Source organism: Enterococcus sp. 2201sp1_2201st1_C11_2201SCRN_220225, assembly GCF_040925905.1.
GTDB lineage: Bacteria > Bacillota > Bacilli > Lactobacillales > Enterococcaceae > Enterococcus_C > Enterococcus_C asini_A.
Genome location: NZ_JBCOJC010000049.1, coordinates 1 through 17,201, shown reverse-complemented (window position 1 = coordinate 17,201; position 17,201 = coordinate 1). Strand labels below are relative to the sequence as shown.

The window sequence follows — 17,201 nt, the reverse complement described above, 5'->3', positions numbered from 1 at the left end:
CCAAGAAGAATTTGCTAAACTGGGTTTAAGTAGTTTTTATCTCCGCGGTTCCACACCACCAAAAGATCGCTTAGACATGGTGGATGCCTTTAATGCGGGTGAAAGGGATGTCTTTTTGATTTCCTTAAAAGCGGGAGGTACGGGGCTGAACTTAACGGGAGCAGATACGGTCATTCTCTACGACTTGTGGTGGAATCCAGCTGTAGAAGAACAAGCTGCTGGTCGAGCTCATCGAATTGGTCAGCAAAAAGTGGTGGAAGTGTGGCGCTTAATTGCAGAAGGTACCATTGAAGAACGGATTGATCTTTTGCAAAATGAAAAACGGGAACTTTTCCAAAAAGTAATCAGCGGTAATGAAACACAGATACAGCAATTAACCGAAGAAGATATTCGGATGATTTTAAGTGGAGAGCAAGAAGGATAGCGTAAAATTAGCTAGTTTTGCTTAAAGCTTCAAATCCTTAGGGGGGAAAGGTATGGCGTGCAACCCTGGTTGTGTCGCCGTCCTCCAAATTGAACAATTCCAAAGGTGAGATCAAAAAGACAAGCAACTCCCATTCAAAAACATGGGAAGTTGCTTGTCTTTTATCGTTAAAAATTTCAAATCTATGGTAGTGTTCGTTCTACGGACTAAGACACATCTTGTCGTGAATCTTTTGGTTCAATTGGGTAAAGAAAAAGGAAAGGATTACAACATTTTTTGATAGGAATTACACGGTTAATGGCGATAGAATCTCACAAATCGCTGGGTAAAGTTGACAGAAGTCATTTAATTCCATGTCATAAATAGCTTCGGCACCTTCAGGCAATTCCCGGTTCCGATGGTTAAACCAGAGGGACTGCCAGTTGCGGCTTTTAGAGCCTACTACATCGTTTTCGAAACTATCCCCAACGTAAAGAGTCTTTTCGCCGTCAAGGTCAAAGCGTTCTTCTGCTAACTGAAAGATATCAGCCTCTGGTTTTTGGAATCCAGTAGCTTGGGAAATCAAAACGTGTTCTGGGCGAATCCATTGAAACAAGTCTAATTGTTTAATTTTTTTAAATTGGTGATCTGTAGGGCCGTTGGTGATAATCCCCATGGGTACACCAGCGTTTTTTAAATAATCCAATGTTTTTTTGACTTCTTCGTGCATGGTAATGTGATCCAATTCATTTTCATAAATCCCTTGGAATAAAAGAGCTTTCTCATCAGAAATACTTGGGTAGCCTAAATCTTTCAAAGATTGTTGGATACGGAAATTTCGCATGGTTACGATATCCCATTCGCCGGCTAAAACTTTGGGAAAGATTTCATCGCTGTGTACCCGAAAACGGATGTACAGCTCGTGCATATCCTCCATATCAAAGTCAGGAACAATTTGGTACACGGCATTTCGGAAGGGTTGTTGCTGATCATAAAGAGTATCGTCCACATCAAAAACGATTGCTTGAATCAAAATTTGCCACGCCTTTCAATTTCAGTAAATTTTCAGTTGTTGTTCTCGAACATATTCTAGCAGATATTTTTCGAAAAAAAAGGTGAAAACCTTGCTATATAAAGGTTTATTATACCTAATTGCCGGTTTGGAGTGTTCTAATAGGATTTGTTATTTTCAGTTTTCTTTACCGAAAACAGCCTTGAACTCTAATTTTGCCTTGTTATAATGAAGGACATGAAAGGAAGTGGTAGTTTGCTACGCAGATTTTTTCACTATTATCGTCCCTACAAAGGGTTGTTTTTATTAGATTTTGGTTGTGCAGTGGTGGTGGGGCTTTTAGAATTAGCCTTTCCGGTGGCAGTAAATCAGGTTATTGATCAAATTATGCCTCAGAAAAATTTCCGCTTGGTCGCTTTAGCTTGTGCGGGGTTGTTTGCTTTTTACGTTGTGAATACCATCTTGCAATACATTGTGATTTTCTTTGGACATAAGCTAGGAGTGAATATCGAAACAGATATGCGCCGAGATTTGTTCCGGCACTTGCAAAAGCAGTCTTTTAGCTATTACGATGAGCAAAAGACGGGAAATTTGATTAGTCGTTTAACTACGGATTTATTTGAAATTGCCGAAGTCGCCCATCACGGACCAGAGGACATTTTTATTACCATTATGACCTTAGCCGGCTCTTTTATTTTAATGTATCAGGCCCATGCCAAACTGGCTTTAGCTACTTTTGCTCTCTTGCCATTGATTACTGTGGCCTTGGTCTTCTTCAATAAACAGATGACTAAGGTTAATTTGGCGATCTATGAGAACTTAGGCGATTTTAACGCTGGAGTTGAAGCTAGTGTCAGTGGTATCCGTGTGACTCAATCCTTTGCCAATGAACAATTTGAAGCCAAGCGTTTCAAAGGGTTAAGTGAAAGCTACCGCCAATCAAAAATTCGTTTTTATAAAGTGATGGCGGCCAGTTCGGCGTATAATTACTTGTTAATTCGTTCCATTAGCTTATTCACTCTGATTTTTGGGGCTTATTATGTGATTCAAGGGGAACTGACCTATGGCGAATTTGTCTTCTTTATCCTTTTGTCTAATGTCTTTGTACGACCTATTGAGAAGGTAAACAATATGATTGAAAGCTATCCTAAAGGCTTTGCAGGGTTTAAACGTCTGACTCAAGAGTTAGATCGCCAGCCGGAAATTGAAGATCGCCCCGATGCAGTTAGCGTTCATAATCTGAAAGGGGACATCTGCTATGATCATATTTCCTTTGCCTATGGAGCGGACAAAAAGCAAGTCTTAAAGGATATTGATCTTAGGATTGCTTCTGGAGAAACCGTTGCACTAGTAGGTGAAAGTGGCTCTGGTAAAACCACTTTAGGAAATCTGTTGCCTCGTTTTTACGATGTGAAAAAAGGGCAGATTACCATTGATGGCATAGACATACGAGAAATGACCCTAAGCTCACTGCGAGATCAAATCGGTATTGTACAACAAGATGTCTTTTTGTTTCCGGGGACAATTAGAGAAAATATTGCTTATGGTCGCCTTGATGCAACAGAGACTGAAATTGAAACAGCCGTACGTTTGGCTCACTTGGAAGCTACCATCAAGGAAATGCCTCAAGGGTTAGATACTTCCATTGGAGAACGTGGGGTAAAACTTTCCGGGGGACAACGACAGCGGGTAGCCATCGCGCGTATGTTTCTTAAAAATCCGCCTATTTTGATTTTGGATGAAGCAACTTCAGCATTAGATAGTGAAACGGAACAAGTGATTCAGGAATCTTTGAATTCATTGGCAGATGGTCGAACCACATTGATCATTGCACATCGCTTAGCTACAATAAAATATGCGGATCGAATCGTGGTAGTGAGTCCTCAAGGGATTTTAGAACAAGGGACTCACGATGAACTATTAGCAAGAGGCGGTCATTACGCAGACTTGTATCGGGCTCAATTTAGATAATTGTCAAAAATTTCTAAAAAAAGGAAAAAATATGACAGAAATAATCAGAAGTTTCCTTTTCTGTCATGACATTTTTATTCTTAAAAAAACTATCAGTGTCCTCTGAAATGAATTAGAAAAATGAGTAATTAAAGTGATGAAGAAAAAACGAATGACACCCACTACCCGAAGATTGGAAGTGGAATAGACGCTGAGAGCATTCATTTAAAATAACAATTTTTTCTTATTAAAAAAAAATTGTTATTGAACTTAGAGCTGATAAAATGCCTTGTTAATTTGTATTTTAGTGACAGGAAAGCTTTTTCATAAAGGGCACAAAAATTATGTTTTTTTGATGAATAAAACAACGTGACAAAAAAAGTTGTCTGATAATTTGTTTTTTTGATGAAATTCAACTGCTACAAAGTTAATGAACACATCTTTTTATAAATGGCACAAAAATTAGAGCGTTGTAATTTTTGTATCCATTAATATTCTTTAAGCGTGATAATAATGGGAATTTAAGACTTATTTAAATTTAATTATCGAAATTTTTTTTTGAGAAAGGGCTAGATATTTGATTTTCCATTAGGTATAATAGAATCAGATTTAAAGTAATGAGTCATTAAGTACTTGTTACTTATAAACAAAAAGGAGTGATTACGTTGTTGACACTTTATACTTCCCCTAGTTGTACGTCCTGCCGAAAAGCTCGCGCGTGGTTGCGAGAGCACGAAATTCCTTTTGTAGAAAGGAACATCTTTTCAGAACCTTTAAATATTTCTGAATTGAAGTCAATTTTACAAATGACAGAAGATGGTACCGAAGAGATTATTTCTACTCGGTCCAAGGTTTTCCAAAAATTGAATATTGATTTAGATGAGTTGCCATTAAAAGAATTGTTGGATCTTGTGCAAGCGAACCCTGGTCTCTTACGTCGTCCCATTATGATTGACGAAAAACGCCTACAAGTTGGGTTTAATGAAGATGAAATTCGCCGCTTCTTACCTCGCGAAGTTCGCCAATTGGAATTGCGTCAAGCACAATTGATGGCTGGTTTATAATTCAAATAGATAAAGTTGTCGCTTTAGCCTTAGGGTTGAAGTGATTTTTTTATCTTATGAATCTCTTTAAGACGACAGGTTTTCCTTTACATTTGAATAAGTTTCGCTACAATGGATATTAACGAAATAGCTTGAGAAATGAGGTGTAGCTAAGATGGAAATGGAACACATCAATGATAATACGATTCGTGTTTTAATTAAAAGTGAAGATTTAGCTGACCGAGGAATCACGTTTTTAGATTTATTAGGTAACCATAATGAAATCGAAAACTTTTTCTACAGTATTCTGGAAGAAGTTGATATAGAAGAAGAGTTTAAAGGCAGTGAAGCCGTCACGTTCCAAGTTTTACCTAAGGGGGATGGGCTGGAACTTTTCATCAGTAAAAATATCACTCCAGAAGATATAGAGAAAATGGGCGAGTTTGTGGAAGGCTTTAGTGATGAGCCGGGAGAAGCTTTGCGCCAGACGATTGCAGATCAATTACAGGAAAATAGTAAGGAAACGGAGGCAAAACCATTGCCTCGGACTTTTATTTTTGAAATGGTTGATTTTGAGCAAATGGTTTTATTGGCGAAAGAAATTCAATTAGATGGTGTATTAAGTAATTTGTACAGCATGGCTGGGTTTTATTTCTTAGAATTAGAATTCCTAGATGAATTGATTTCTGATGGACAAATCGAGGATTCCTTGGCTTATTTAGCGGAATTTGCTCGTCGCAGTACTGCCACTAGTGAAGTTTTGGCAGAACACGGGAAGCTTTTAATGGAACGCGATGCGCTAGCGTTAACCCGTTATTATTTTGAGTAATAAGGAAGAGACTGAACCCATTGCGGTTTGGTCTCTTTTGCTTTTTTGTTAGACTGAGTATTCTCTTTGGCTAGAGGAGTTTGTTCCGCCTTTCTTATAAAGGAAAATAGTGAAATTTCGCTCCCAAAATATGGGCCGGCTGAATTTGAAACAAAGGATGGAGAAGAGGGAAACTCTTTTTTCATCCTTTGTTTGCGTATTTTCTGATAAAGAAAGTCAGGGGGGATTTGATGCTATTGGCTAAAGATCAGTGGGGAAATTTAGTGCTAGCAAGTGAGTATCAGTATCAGACAAGACGAAAGCTTTATTGTCCCGGTTGCTCACAAAAAGTGATTTTTAAATGCGGCCTTGAGAAAATTCCTCATTTTGCCCATTGTAAAAATCAGGATTGCCAACATTTTTCAGAAGGAGAAACCAAAGAACATCTTGCAGGCAAACAACTCTTAAAAAAAATCTTGCCAGCCGATACCCAAGTAGAAGCTTATTTGCCAAGTTTAGCCCAACGACCGGATTTGTTGTGGCGTAATTTAGCCATTGAATTTCAATGTTCTCCCTTAAGCCGCCAACGTTTTAAAGCGCGCACCCAAAATTATTTGGAACATAACTACCATCCTTGGTGGATAGTGGGCCAGCGTTTTTTCCCAAATAAAATCTGTTCTCAGCTGGCAAAGGGGTGTTTGCAGGATTCTCCTGTGGGGCCGGTACTCTGGGGATTAGATGTAGGGAAAGGGGAAATTCTGTTCTTTCACTCCTTTGATTGGCATTATCAGTTTGGTATGTCATATGAAGTGAAAAAGGGAAGTGCCCCTTTATTTGACGAATTGTTTTGGCTGACACAAAAAATGAAAACGCCGGCTAGTGACTGGGTGTGGTGGCAATACCAACGTATCTTGCAAATGAAACTTTTCCGCAAAGAGCAAAGCATCCTTCAGTTGCAAGGTTTGGGCTATTGCCACTATATTAATTTGTTGGACTTACCCCAATGGTGTTACGGGCCCAGTTGTCATCAATTTCTCTTGCAAGAAAAAATTTTATTGCTTCGAGGGCTTTTTCTAAAAGTCAGGAATTTTGACGATTGGTTTTCTTTAGTCCTCCAAATAATGGATTGGCCCTATTTATTAGTAGATCAAAAGCAAGTATTAAACGATGTATTCACAGAATGTCAAAGACTTTATAAAAGGAACCAGAGCAGAGGAACTAGAAAATTCTGAATACTGTGATACCATAGAGAAAGGAACGAAAGAAGTCTTTTGAATCAACGATAGAGGAGAATGAAGATGAGCGAAACGAAACAATTACCGAATCGAGAAACCTTACCAGAAGCGTTGACTTGGGATTTGACCTTGATTTTTCCTGATGATGCCGCTTTTGATACAGCCTTTGCAGAGGTTAAAGCTGAAGTAAAAAAAGTCGCTAGCTATCAGGGAAGCTTAGCCACAGGGGCAAGTGCCTTACAAAGAGCCATTGAAGGCTTGCTTAGTGTATATCGCCAGTTAGAAACGTTATATGTCTACAGTCACTTGAAAAATGACCAAGACACGGGAAATACCCAGTATCAAGGGCTATATGCCAGAGCCTCTAGTCTTTTGGCGGAAGCAGGAGAAGCATTGGCCTGGTTTGAACCAGAATTGTTGAGCTTAAGTGATGAACAAATTGCTAGTTATTTTGCAGAAAATCCAGCCTTAGAAAATTATCGTCACTACATTCAACAATTAGTAGACAATCGTCCACACATTTTGCCGGCAGAACAAGAATCATTACTAGCCGGAGCTGGTGAGATTTTTGGAGCTGCGGGGAATACCTTTGCCGTATTAAATAATGCAGACTTGGTTTTTCCGGTCATTGAAGGAGCAGAAGGAGAAAAAATCCAACTATCCCATGGTGTCTACGGGCAACTGCTAGAAAGTACGAATCGAAAAGTGCGCAAAGCAGCCTATGAAGGGTTGTATCAAGTGTATCGTCAGTTTCGTAATACCTTTGCTCAAACGTTGAGCACCAATGTGAAAACCCACAACTATTCAGCAAAAGTGCGCCATTTTGACTCTGCTCGACAAGCGGCGTTAAGCAGCAATCATATTCCTGAAAGTGTCTATGATACCTTAGTCACTGTGGTAAATGAAAACTTGCCATTGTTGCACCGTTACATTCAACTGCGAAAACGACTGTTGCAAGTAGAGGATTTACACATGTATGATTTGTACACCCCTCTAGTGGGAGAAGCACCGATTCAATACAGCTATGAAGAAGCAGTTGTGAAGGCCAAAGAAGCCTTGATGCCTCTTGGTGAAAAATATCAAAGTGTGGTAGCAGAAGCCTTTGACTCTCGATGGATTGATGTAGTGGAAAATAAAGGTAAACGCAGTGGGGCCTATTCTTCTGGAGCCTACGATACAGCACCTTATATTTTATTAAACTGGCATGATACCCTAGATCAACTCTTTACGTTGGTTCATGAAATGGGTCACAGTGTGCACAGTTATTTTACCCGAAAAAATCAGCCTTATGTTTATGGAGACTATTCGATTTTCTTAGCGGAAATTGCTTCTACCACGAATGAAAACATATTAACGGAATATCTTTTAGAAACAGAAAAAGATCCTTTGGTCAAAGCTTATGTACTAAATCATTATTTAGACGGATTTAAAGGCACTATCTTTAGACAAACTCAATTTGCTGAGTTTGAGCACTTAATCCACACAGAAGATGCGGCTGGGGTACCGCTAACGGCAGAGTATTTAAGTGAGCGTTATGGAAGTTTAAATGAGAAATACTACGGGGAGGCCGTGACTTATGATGATGAAATTAAGTTAGAGTGGTCACGAATCCCACATTTTTATTACAATTATTATGTCTTCCAATATGCTACTGGTTTTTCAGCGGCTTCGGCACTGGCTAAGAAAATTTTGAATAATGAAGAGAATGCACTAGAAAATTATTTGAATTACTTAAAATCTGGTTCCAGTGATTATCCTATCGAAATTATGAAAAAAGCTGGTGTGGATATGACCAAACCAGACTATCTTAAAGAAGCAATGGAAGTTTTTGCTGCACGTCTTGATGAATTAGAAACGTTACTGGAAGAACTAGGAAAATAAAATGATTTAGCAGTTATAAAAAGGAAGACCCGTGATAGGTCTTCCTTTTATAATTGCTGTTTTTTTGGTTTTGGAATGTGTTTTGAAAGCCGATATAAAGAGAGGTGGCGACTGTCGCACTGACAAAGTTTGCCTAAGTCTGCAATGCAAGCTTCCCCTTCTAAAAGCACGCCATAATCCCGCTGACTGGCGTAGTTGTAGATCACTTCAGAAGGATGCTGTGTAATGCCCATATCCCGAGCGGTGTCTTGGTCAATTTGGAACATCTCTTTGACAAAGTCTGTGGGCCGGTCTTCTTGGAACATCTCTAAATCAGCACCAATTTCTTTGATGATCTTCATTACTAACTCTTGGGAGTAGGGAATCTTGTCACAAGCCACAGCCTGTTGCAGGCGCATCATAAACTTACGACCTAATTTCTTACCCTGTAATTGAACGGCTTTGCAGTCTAAGGCCGCAGAATATGTATCAGTAAATAATTTATTGCGGGCTTCAATATCTCGAATTGGAATTCCCCGCCGCTTCATAACGTCGTGAATCGTTTGCATATTAACCAATGGAATCACACGAAATTGAATTTTTTGATCGCTATTGGCAATGAAATCCAACAGATTCGTTTCCGTTTCTAGGCAAATAGACCCGATTGGATTGACGAACAAATAGATCTCAATCAATTGTATCTCCCCCGTTTCTTTTGACTTCCCCAAATCAAAAGCTAATTTATAATAGTAATCTAACAGAAACATACGCAAAAAGAAAACATAGTGGTCTAATTAAATAGCGAGCTTTATTTTTCCTTAATTGCTCGGGTGATTTTATTGGCACCTGGTCGAAAAGTGAGGTCTAATTCTGTTAGTAAATGCTGAAATTGTTCTTTTCCTTGAGTAAAATCAGAAACTTCCAATTCTAATTCGTAATCATGGCCATTTCCATACCAGCTTTCATCTATGGCAAGTAAACCGGCTGGTATTTTAAATTCCCAACGAGCGGTGGTTAAGTCGGCTAATAAGACGATTTCTTCTACTTTAATACCTATGGAAGCTAATTTATTGGCGATTTGCCCATCAGCTTTTAGCTGCGCTTTTTTAGTCAATCGTTGCGCTTCTTTCAAGGTTAAAGAATCTGTGATTTCCCACAAGCCACCAGTGGAAGCAGGGATTTTTAACGTTTGTTCTGCGGAATCTGGATATAAACGGATGCGCAAGCCCCAGTGACGCTTTTTTAAGCGTTGGTCTGGTGTATCAAAATAGTAATTGGTTTGTTTTTTTACTGTTTTTTCTGTGAGTTGATAATGAGTTTTGACCCGTTGAAATTCTTCTGCTGTGAGCATCGTTTTAAATTCGATTTCTTTGGCAGTAGTCATTTGTTTTCTCCTATCTTGGTCTGTTTAGCTTTATTATTGTGACACAGAAAGCGTTTTTTGACAATGAATAATCTCATGATATTTTCATTTCTAATTTTCTTGAAGAAATGAGGGGCTGTTTTTAAAAACTTTGTTATTACGTCATTGGCCGAGTTGAATATCCTAAAAACTTTTTTACAAAGGGAAGTGATTATTGAAGTGGATTGTGGCTTTCGGAGATTTCATGCCGTATCTCTAGTTAAAATATGTTAAAATCAATGTTGAATGTAAAAGGTCTGAAATAAAAAAAGATAAGGCACTGGTTGGTCTTTAAGGGCTTTTTTACAGCAAGGAACGACCAAGTCAGGTCGCAGGGAAAACGAGGGATCAAGATGAAACGAGATTGGGATCTTTTTTTAGCACCCTATGAACAAACTGTAGCAGAATTAAAAGTAAAACTACGGGGAATCCGCAAGCAATATAGAGAACAAAATCGCCACGTACCCATTGAATTTGTCACTGGGCGGGTAAAACCGGTGGAAAGCATTGTGACCAAAAGTCAGATTCGCCATATTCCCATGGAGCGCTTGGAAGAAGAGATGTCTGATATTGCTGGACTTAGGATTATGTGCCAGTTTGTAGAAGACATTCATCAAGTGGTTCAAATTATTCGCAATCGTAAAGATATGAAAGTTTTGATTGAGCGAGATTATATTACCAATAAAAAGGAAAGTGGCTATCGTTCCTATCATTTAGTGATTGAATACCCGGTGCAATTAATTGGTGGCGAGAAGAAAATTTTGGCAGAAATTCAAATTCGGACATTGGCTATGAATTTTTGGGCTACCATTGAACATTCTTTGAACTATAAATACCAAGGGGCTTTTCCTGAAGAGATGAAAGAGCGCCTGCAACGAGCCGCGGAGGCCGCTTATCAACTAGATGAAGAAATGTCGAAAATCAGAGAAGAAATTCAAGAGGCGCAGCGTTTGTTTGCCCATGGACGAGGGAAGTCAGACGACGGGTATTACTTAGCTTCTATGGATCAAGAACAAGAAGCTGAGGAGGAGCGCAAATGACTTTAAAAGTCGCCATTGTATCCAATCAAGAACCTCAAACATTGCGGGTCTTGAATCAGCTTTATCATCTTTTGGCTGAAGCTCAGATTACCGTGGATCAAAAAAATCCTAATCTGGTGATTTCAGTGGGAGGAGACGGGACGTTGCTTTCGGCCTTCCATCAGTTTAGTGATCGTCTGGAAACTGTGCGCTTTATGGGGGTGCATACAGGTCATTTAGGTTTTTATACCGATTGGCGAGACTATGAAATAGTGGAAATGGTCCAGCGACTACAAGAAGAAACGTTAAAGAGTACCAGCTATCCATTGTTGGAAGTAAAGATTACTTATACCGATGGACAACCAGAACAGCGCTTTTTGGCGTTAAATGAATCCACCATTAAGCGGGGCAATACCACTATGGTAGCGGATGTGTATATTCGAGATGAACTCTTTGAACGCTTCAGAGGGGATGGCCTTTCCGTTTCCACGCCAACTGGTTCCACGGCTTACAATAAAAGTGTGGGAGGAGCGGTGATTCATCCTTCCATTAATGCCATGCAGCTGGCAGAGATCGCTTCTTTAAACAATCGTTTGTTTCGTACATTGGGTTCTTCCATTGTAATTGCTGCAGACGATTGGTTAAAAATCGCCTTACAGCCTTCTGGGGACTACTTTGTTACGGTGGATCAAATGGACATTCCCCAAGATCAGATGGCGGCGGTTCACTATCGAGTGGCAAAAGAACGGATTCGTTTTGTATCCAATCGTCATATGCATTTTTGGCATCGAGTAAAAGATGCCTTTATTGGAGATATTGAAAACTTATGAGATTTGATTATCAATACCAAAGCTGCGAGACTAAATTACTGCGCAGCTTTTTAAAAGAACAGGGCATCTCCAAAGGTTTATTGGCTAAAGTCAAATTCCAAGGCGGACAAATTTTAGTCAACGGTCAAGAACGGACTGTGCGCCATCAATTGACTGCTGGAGATCAAGTGAGCTTTGTGATTCCTGATGAAAAAGAACATGAAACTATGGTAGCTACGCCGGGTGCGGTGGATATTGTCTATGAAGATGAACATGTACTGGTGGTGAATAAACCGGCGGGCATTGCGTCGATACCGGCTCAGTACCATCCTCAAAACACATTGGCCAATCGGGTAAAAGCTTATTACCAAGCGCAAGGTTATGCAGATCAAGTGATTCACATTGTGACGCGCTTAGATCGGGATACTTCTGGCTTAATGGTCTTTGCCAAGCACGGCTTTGCCCACGCCAAGTTAGACAAACAATTGCGAGCCCATCAGTTTTTAAAGAAATACCAAGCTTTAGTTGGTGGGAATGTGGCAAAACTTGCCCACCATGAGTTGATTGACCAACCGATTTCGCGGGAACGGACGTCATTAATGCGCCGTGAAGTGAACCCAGACGGACAACCTGCTCAAACGGAGTATTGGCTTGAATACCGCAATGAAATCGAAAAGTTGGCTTTGGTAGACATTCGTCTTCATACCGGCCGCACACACCAGATTCGCGTGCATTTTTCTCATCTGGGTTGTCCCTTATTAGGAGATCAGATGTACGGTGGCGATACGACTAAAATTGCTCGACAAGCATTGCATTGTTATGAATTGGCCTTTACCCATCCTTTTACGGGAGAACCTTTGCATTTCACCAAAGCACCTCCTGAGGATATGAGTGAGCTGATTAAGGAGATTCAAAATGAGTAAATAAAGAGAAATGAGGTGAGAAGATTGGATGAAAATCAAGAAGCACTAGACTTGCAATTTGCCCAATTACAAGAGGCATTGGCAAAAAATGATATGAAACAATTCCGGGAGCTGTTTTTGGACTTGCATATCTTTGAGCAAGGGCAGTTTTACCAATCCCTCACAGATGAACAACGGCAAATGATGTATGCCTATTTATCCCCCAAAGAAATCGCGGATATGTTTGACGTCATTGAAGAAGACAATGTGCATATGACGGACTATCTGTCTGAAATGCGCCCAGGGTATGCGGCAGATATGTTAGCTGAAATGTACACGGATAACGCGGTGGATTTACTAAACACTTTGGATAAACGCCAAACGGCTAAGTATTTAAGCATTATGCCCCATGAGTCTGCTCGAGAAATTAGGGAATTGCTTCATTATGAAGATGATACTGCCGGTTCCATTATGACCACCGAGTATGTCTCGATTGTGGCCAATCAAACAGTGCGCTCTGCCATGTATGTCTTAAAAAGTGAAGCCACCGCAGCGGAAACCATCTATTATATTTATGTAGTAGATCAAGAGAATCATTTAGTTGGGGTTATTTCCCTGAGAGATTTGATTATCAATGAAGATGATGTGATGATTGCAGATATTTTAAGTGAACGGGTTATTTCCGTCCATGTAGGAGACGATCAAGAAGACGTAGCCCAAACCTTCCGGGATTATGACTTTCTGGCTTTACCGGTAACGGATTATGATGAGCATTTATTAGGGATTGTTACCGTTGACGATATCATCGACGTTATCGATGATGAAGCGGCCAGTGACTATTCCGGTTTGGCCGGGGTCAATGTGGAAGAAGTCTCAGAAAATCCGGTGAAGTCGGCGATGCGCCGTTTGCCTTGGTTGATTACCTTACTCTTTTTAGGAATGGCTACAGCTAGTTTAATCAGTCATTATGAAGAATTGGTCAGTGAAGCCTCAATTTTAGCGGTCTTTATTTCGTTGATTACCGGAACTGCCGGTAATGCTGGCACCCAATCTTTGGCGGTGGCAGTAAGGCGCTTGGCTATTACCGAAGACAAGGAACGCTCTTTTTTGGGAACTGTGATTGGAGAGGTCTTAACCGGTCTATTTACCGGAGCGATTACCGGATTAACTATTTTTGCCATTGTTTCTCTTTGGAAGGGAAATCCAGTGCTAGGGTTTGTCATTGGCATTGCCATGATGTTTGCCATTACGGTAGCCAATCTTGCAGGGAGCTTTATTCCGATGTTAATGGATAAACTAGGATTTGACCCCGCGGTAGCCAGTGGCCCGTTTATCACTACATTAAGTGATTTAACTTCAGTTTTGATTTATTTCAATATTGCGAGTATCTTTATGCAGCATTTTATTGGAAGCTGAGTATAAAAAACATAAGCGGTTCGGCGAATTTTGCCGAGCCGCTTATGTTTTTTGTGCCAATATCTTTAATGATTCAAAAATTTATTTTTATATTCATCGTATTCTTCTTGGGAAATCAGGCCTGCTTCCAAGGCTTTTTTGCGTTCTTTTAGTTTTTCGTAATTGGTTTCGGTGGTCAATGGCGTTGAAGTACTAGTGACTTTTTGACGGTTGGCGGTGGTGATGCCATCCATTAAGCCGTCTTGTAAATCGCTTTTGCTATCTTCTAACAGTTTGGCAATTTCGAAAACCACTCGCTTTGTCCAAAAAATACTAAAGACTTCCCGGAAACTTTCAATACGCAATGAACCCCAGATAATCCGAGTATTGGGATTAATGGTATTGATATTATTTAGAGGCAGACTTTTATAATCGTTGTGGAACGGAACCCAACGCGCAAAAATTAAGCGACCAGAATTAGTAACAGCGTAGGCGGTAAAGCCTTTGCAGCTAAAGTAGCGGACTTTTCCAGCTTGCCTTTCTTGCACTCGTTCGTGATAAGCGGCAGGGTCTTCTCCGTCGAATTGTTGGATGTTTTCCCGGTCTTCGGGATGATGCCGACCGATAAAAGTAGCCAACGCCTCCTCATCTTTTCCTAGGGCGTCTTCAATTAATTTGAAATGTTTTTTTTGCAACCAACCGCCGATAATCGGGGTTAGATTAAAGCCCAATTTATGATTCCGGGCATAGGCGTACATTTCCTCTGCATTTTTCATTTTCTTGGCTCCTCATAAAGTAATCTATGCGTTTTTAGTATAGCATAAACCCCTTTTAAAGACGCTTATTATGATAGCTGCCGTTTTTTGATTTACTTTTTTCTCAAAGTAGCTAATAGTGCAAGGCCTTTTTCGAAATCTTTCGTTCCGGGAAGGATTTCATAACCAAGTTTTTCATAGAGAAAGATGGCGGGATAACTCCAAGTTTGAGTATGAAGGAAAATCGCTTTTTCTGGATTTAAATCCGTTAAAAGCTGGGTAATAGTCGCTGCCAAAAAGCGAGCCAGTCCTTTTTGTTGGGCTTCAGGTTTGACGGCCAGCCAGTGAAGGAGCGGCTCATTGGTTTTCCCCCACCACGCGGTACAAGTGGCAACTTTTTGACCATTGTCATCTTCAATAAACGCCATGCGATGAGCTAATTCTTCTGGATAGGGAGCAAATGTTTTTTGAAAGTAAGTTTGGGCATCGGCTACCTTGTCAAATTCTCCTACAGAAGTCTCAATCTCACACCAAGCATTTTCATCTCCTGCTTGGTAATACACTAATTTGTAGCCCTTTACTAAAGTTTTGGGGGTTATCGTCACACTGCTTTTCGAACGTTTCATAATAAATTCAATATAAGGTAATGATTTATCTAGCAAAATAATGCCTCCTTTTACGAACGTTCCTTACTTAAAATAGCGGAAGGGGTAGTGCCATATTGTTTTTTAAAGGATTTGCTAAAGTGATAAGCATCTTGGTAGCCTACCATTTGAGCCACTTCCTTAATCGTAGTTTTCCCTTCTTTTAAAAGGTCTGCTGCATGGGCGAGGCGAATTTGAATCAAATAATTAATCGGGCCCATGCCGACAGTCTCTTTAAAAATTCGCGAGAGGTAAGTGGGACTGACAAAGTGATCTTGGGCTAGTTTTTCCAGTGTGACTTCTTCAGAATAATGATTTTCAATAAAATAAATCACTTGGTTAACGATTTGCTGGTGACGTTTTTCACTGGCGGACAGGCGCGGGGTGATGCTGTTTTCATCTTCATTTAATCCTCGGAGAATATAGGCTAAAATTTGTAGGACTTGGCCTTTGTGCATCAATTGAAATTCAAATTGTTCATAGTTCATTTCTTTGATGATGCCCCAAGCTTGTTCAATCACTTGGTGTTGGTAACGTCCCAGATTTAGTAAAGGGGTTTTATTAGGGAAAAAATTGCGCTTTAAGCCATCTAAAGAAATATTTTTTAAGCCAATGTGTAATTGATGGGAGTGGGTGTTCGTTTTTTGCCACTCTTGGTGCATAACCCCTGGATTAAATAAGAGCACGTCGCCAGCATGGAGTGAACGGGCTGGTTCCTGAGCAAATTGATACATGACCTCGCCTTCTAAAATGATGCTGATTTCGAGAAACTCATGGCTGTGTAATTTATTGTAGTTGTCGCTTTTATTCCATGGATCAAAGAGATACAAAATCTCTGGATTAAAGGTTTGCGGATTGACGTATTGCATGTTTTTTCTCCCGATGAACGAAGGGGACAGACCTCGTTTGATAAACTTATTTTACCTCATTTACGTTCAGGTCGCTTACTTAAATTTAAGAAAGGGCGATTGATAAAAAAGCGAAACCCACTTAGGCTTCGCTTTTACGTAGCTATTAAAAGTTTACAATTTTTGTTCCGTGAGCTTCTTTTACCCCAAGTCTGGTTGTGACTTCCGCCACATTTTCAGATGTAACGCCACCGCCAGGTAAAATAATAATTCTTCCAGCGGCATAATCTACCAACTCTTTTAAGTAAGGAAGATTTTCTGTTATTGGGCTGCCGCTAGGGCCACCATGACTTAAAATCCGGGTTACCCCATGGTCTGCTAACCAGTCCAACGCTTCTTTTTGGCGCTCTTTGCAAATGGCATCAAACGCCATATGGAAGGTGACTTCTAAGCCTTCAGCAGTTTCTAAAAAGAGTTCTAAGCTCTCTTCATCCAACCAGCCGTCTTCTTGCAACATGCCAAAGACCACGCCATCGGTACCGAGTTTTTTTGCTTCAATTAAATCTGTATGCATGATTTTTAATTCAATATCGTTGTAGACAAAATTTCCTCCTCGGGCTCTGATCATCGTCATTACCGGAATCCCTTTTTCCCCAGCATAGGCGAGGCTTTCTTCAATTACCCCAGTGGAGGGAGTAGTACCTCCCACAGCTAAGTTGTCACACAGTTCAATGCGCGTAGCTCCAGCAGCTAAGGCTTTGGGAATATCGGTAAAGTTTTCTGCACAAAATTCTTTTATCATCTTGCTTCCTCCGTTCTGTTAGCTTCAGTAGAATTCTAACATATCTCTATGGTAAAGTAGTAACCGAGGTGATTTGGGTGAAGAAAAAAATTGAACGAGGCCAAGAATTTGTAGCCAGTGAGGCAGAACTGTTTGCTTGTCCGATTTGTCATGAGAACATGCTTGCAGATCACAGGGGACTGATTTGTCCCAACAACCATCGTTTCGATGTCTCCAAAAAAGGCACGCTGTTTTTTTTACAGCATCAAGTGAAAACGGAATACGATGAAGAGATGTTTCGTGCCCGACGCAAGTTGATTCAAGGAGGCATGTAT

At 40.2% G+C, this 17,201-nt stretch carries 18 protein-coding genes; 11 read left to right on the top strand and 7 right to left on the bottom strand.

Annotated elements, in window-relative coordinates; all coding sequences use genetic code 11:
* The coding region (locus tag AB5754_RS11235) for a DEAD/DEAH box helicase (RefSeq protein WP_368259602.1) at positions 1–424 on the top strand (424 nt) is incomplete at its 5' end.
* 286 nt (positions 425–710) lie between these two features.
* On the opposite strand, the gene AB5754_RS11230 is transcribed toward AB5754_RS11235, so the two are convergent.
* The gene (locus AB5754_RS11230) at positions 711–1,436 is read right to left on the bottom strand and encodes an HAD family hydrolase (protein WP_368251612.1); all 726 of its coding nucleotides are present in this window, start codon (positions 1,434–1,436) and stop codon (positions 711–713) included.
* A gap of 234 nt (positions 1,437–1,670) precedes the next feature.
* Between AB5754_RS11230 and AB5754_RS11225 the strand changes: the two genes are divergently transcribed.
* The 5 genes from AB5754_RS11225 (at position 1,671) to pepF (ending at position 8,332) form a co-directional block, all read left to right on the top strand.
* A complete protein-coding gene (locus AB5754_RS11225; RefSeq protein WP_311832675.1) occupies positions 1,671–3,386 on the top strand; it encodes an ABC transporter ATP-binding protein in 1,716 nt (571 codons plus the stop codon).
* A 644-nt stretch (positions 3,387–4,030) separates the two neighbouring features.
* Positions 4,031–4,429 (top strand): transcriptional regulator SpxA, encoded by a 399-nt coding sequence (gene spxA, locus AB5754_RS11220; protein ID WP_118339801.1) that lies wholly within the window; start codon positions 4,031–4,033, stop codon positions 4,427–4,429.
* Positions 4,430–4,583: 154 nt separating this feature from the next.
* Entirely contained in the window at positions 4,584–5,237 is a 654-nt protein-coding gene (locus AB5754_RS11215) for an adaptor protein MecA (RefSeq protein ID WP_368259601.1), read from the top strand.
* A 230-nt stretch (positions 5,238–5,467) separates the two neighbouring features.
* On the top strand, positions 5,468–6,448 hold the full coding sequence (locus AB5754_RS11210; RefSeq protein ID WP_368251732.1) for a competence protein CoiA: 981 nt from the start codon (positions 5,468–5,470) through the stop codon (positions 6,446–6,448).
* 66 nt (positions 6,449–6,514) lie between these two features.
* Positions 6,515–8,332, top strand: coding sequence for an oligoendopeptidase F (gene pepF / locus AB5754_RS11205; protein WP_368251733.1), 1,818 nt, complete (start codon positions 6,515–6,517; stop codon positions 8,330–8,332).
* Positions 8,333–8,379: 47 nt separating this feature from the next.
* Here pepF and AB5754_RS11200 read toward each other — a convergent pair whose 3' ends face one another.
* Both AB5754_RS11200 and AB5754_RS11195 read right to left on the bottom strand, forming a co-directional pair.
* Positions 8,380–9,006 (bottom strand): DsbA family protein, encoded by a 627-nt coding sequence (locus tag AB5754_RS11200; protein ID WP_368251734.1) that lies wholly within the window; start codon positions 9,004–9,006, stop codon positions 8,380–8,382.
* 113 nt (positions 9,007–9,119) lie between these two features.
* A complete protein-coding gene (locus tag AB5754_RS11195) occupies positions 9,120–9,695 on the bottom strand; it encodes a CYTH domain-containing protein (protein WP_368251735.1) in 576 nt (191 codons plus the stop codon).
* A gap of 371 nt (positions 9,696–10,066) precedes the next feature.
* On the opposite strand from AB5754_RS11195, the gene AB5754_RS11190 reads away from it, so the two are divergent.
* Genes AB5754_RS11190 through mgtE form a run of 4 tightly spaced genes read left to right on the top strand, consistent with a single transcriptional unit; the run spans position 10,067 to position 13,859 of the window.
* On the top strand, positions 10,067–10,753 hold the full coding sequence (locus tag AB5754_RS11190) for a GTP pyrophosphokinase family protein (RefSeq protein WP_311832681.1): 687 nt from the start codon (positions 10,067–10,069) through the stop codon (positions 10,751–10,753).
* Positions 10,750–11,562, top strand: a complete 813-nt coding sequence (locus AB5754_RS11185; RefSeq protein ID WP_368251736.1) for an NAD kinase — start codon at positions 10,750–10,752, stop codon at positions 11,560–11,562. Before AB5754_RS11190 ends, AB5754_RS11185 begins: the two co-directional genes overlap by 4 nt.
* Positions 11,559–12,464, top strand: a complete 906-nt coding sequence (locus AB5754_RS11180) for an RluA family pseudouridine synthase (protein WP_311832683.1) — start codon at positions 11,559–11,561, stop codon at positions 12,462–12,464. Before AB5754_RS11185 ends, AB5754_RS11180 begins: the two co-directional genes overlap by 4 nt.
* A 24-nt stretch (positions 12,465–12,488) precedes the next feature.
* Positions 12,489–13,859, top strand: coding sequence for a magnesium transporter (gene mgtE, locus AB5754_RS11175; RefSeq protein ID WP_368251737.1), 1,371 nt, complete (start codon positions 12,489–12,491; stop codon positions 13,857–13,859).
* 65 nt (positions 13,860–13,924) lie between these two features.
* Here the strand turns inward: mgtE and AB5754_RS11170 are convergent, their stop codons facing one another.
* From AB5754_RS11170 to AB5754_RS11155, 4 genes are all read right to left on the bottom strand, one after another.
* On the bottom strand, positions 13,925–14,614 hold the full coding sequence (locus AB5754_RS11170; protein WP_311832685.1) for a hypothetical protein: 690 nt from the start codon (positions 14,612–14,614) through the stop codon (positions 13,925–13,927).
* Positions 14,615–14,706: 92 nt separating this feature from the next.
* Positions 14,707–15,219, bottom strand: a complete 513-nt coding sequence (locus tag AB5754_RS11165; RefSeq protein ID WP_368251760.1) for a GNAT family N-acetyltransferase — start codon at positions 15,217–15,219, stop codon at positions 14,707–14,709.
* A gap of 50 nt (positions 15,220–15,269) precedes the next feature.
* Positions 15,270–16,106 carry an AraC family transcriptional regulator gene (locus AB5754_RS11160; RefSeq protein WP_368251738.1) on the bottom strand — a complete coding sequence of 279 codons (837 nt, stop codon included), beginning with the start codon at positions 16,104–16,106 and terminating at the stop codon, positions 15,270–15,272.
* Between the two features lie 145 nt (positions 16,107–16,251).
* Positions 16,252–16,887, bottom strand: a complete 636-nt coding sequence (locus AB5754_RS11155) for a copper homeostasis protein CutC (protein ID WP_368251739.1) — start codon at positions 16,885–16,887, stop codon at positions 16,252–16,254.
* 77 nt (positions 16,888–16,964) lie between these two features.
* Between AB5754_RS11155 and AB5754_RS11150 the strand changes: the two genes are divergently transcribed.
* The coding region (locus AB5754_RS11150) for a putative RNA methyltransferase (protein ID WP_368259600.1) at positions 16,965–17,201 on the top strand (237 nt) is incomplete at its 3' end.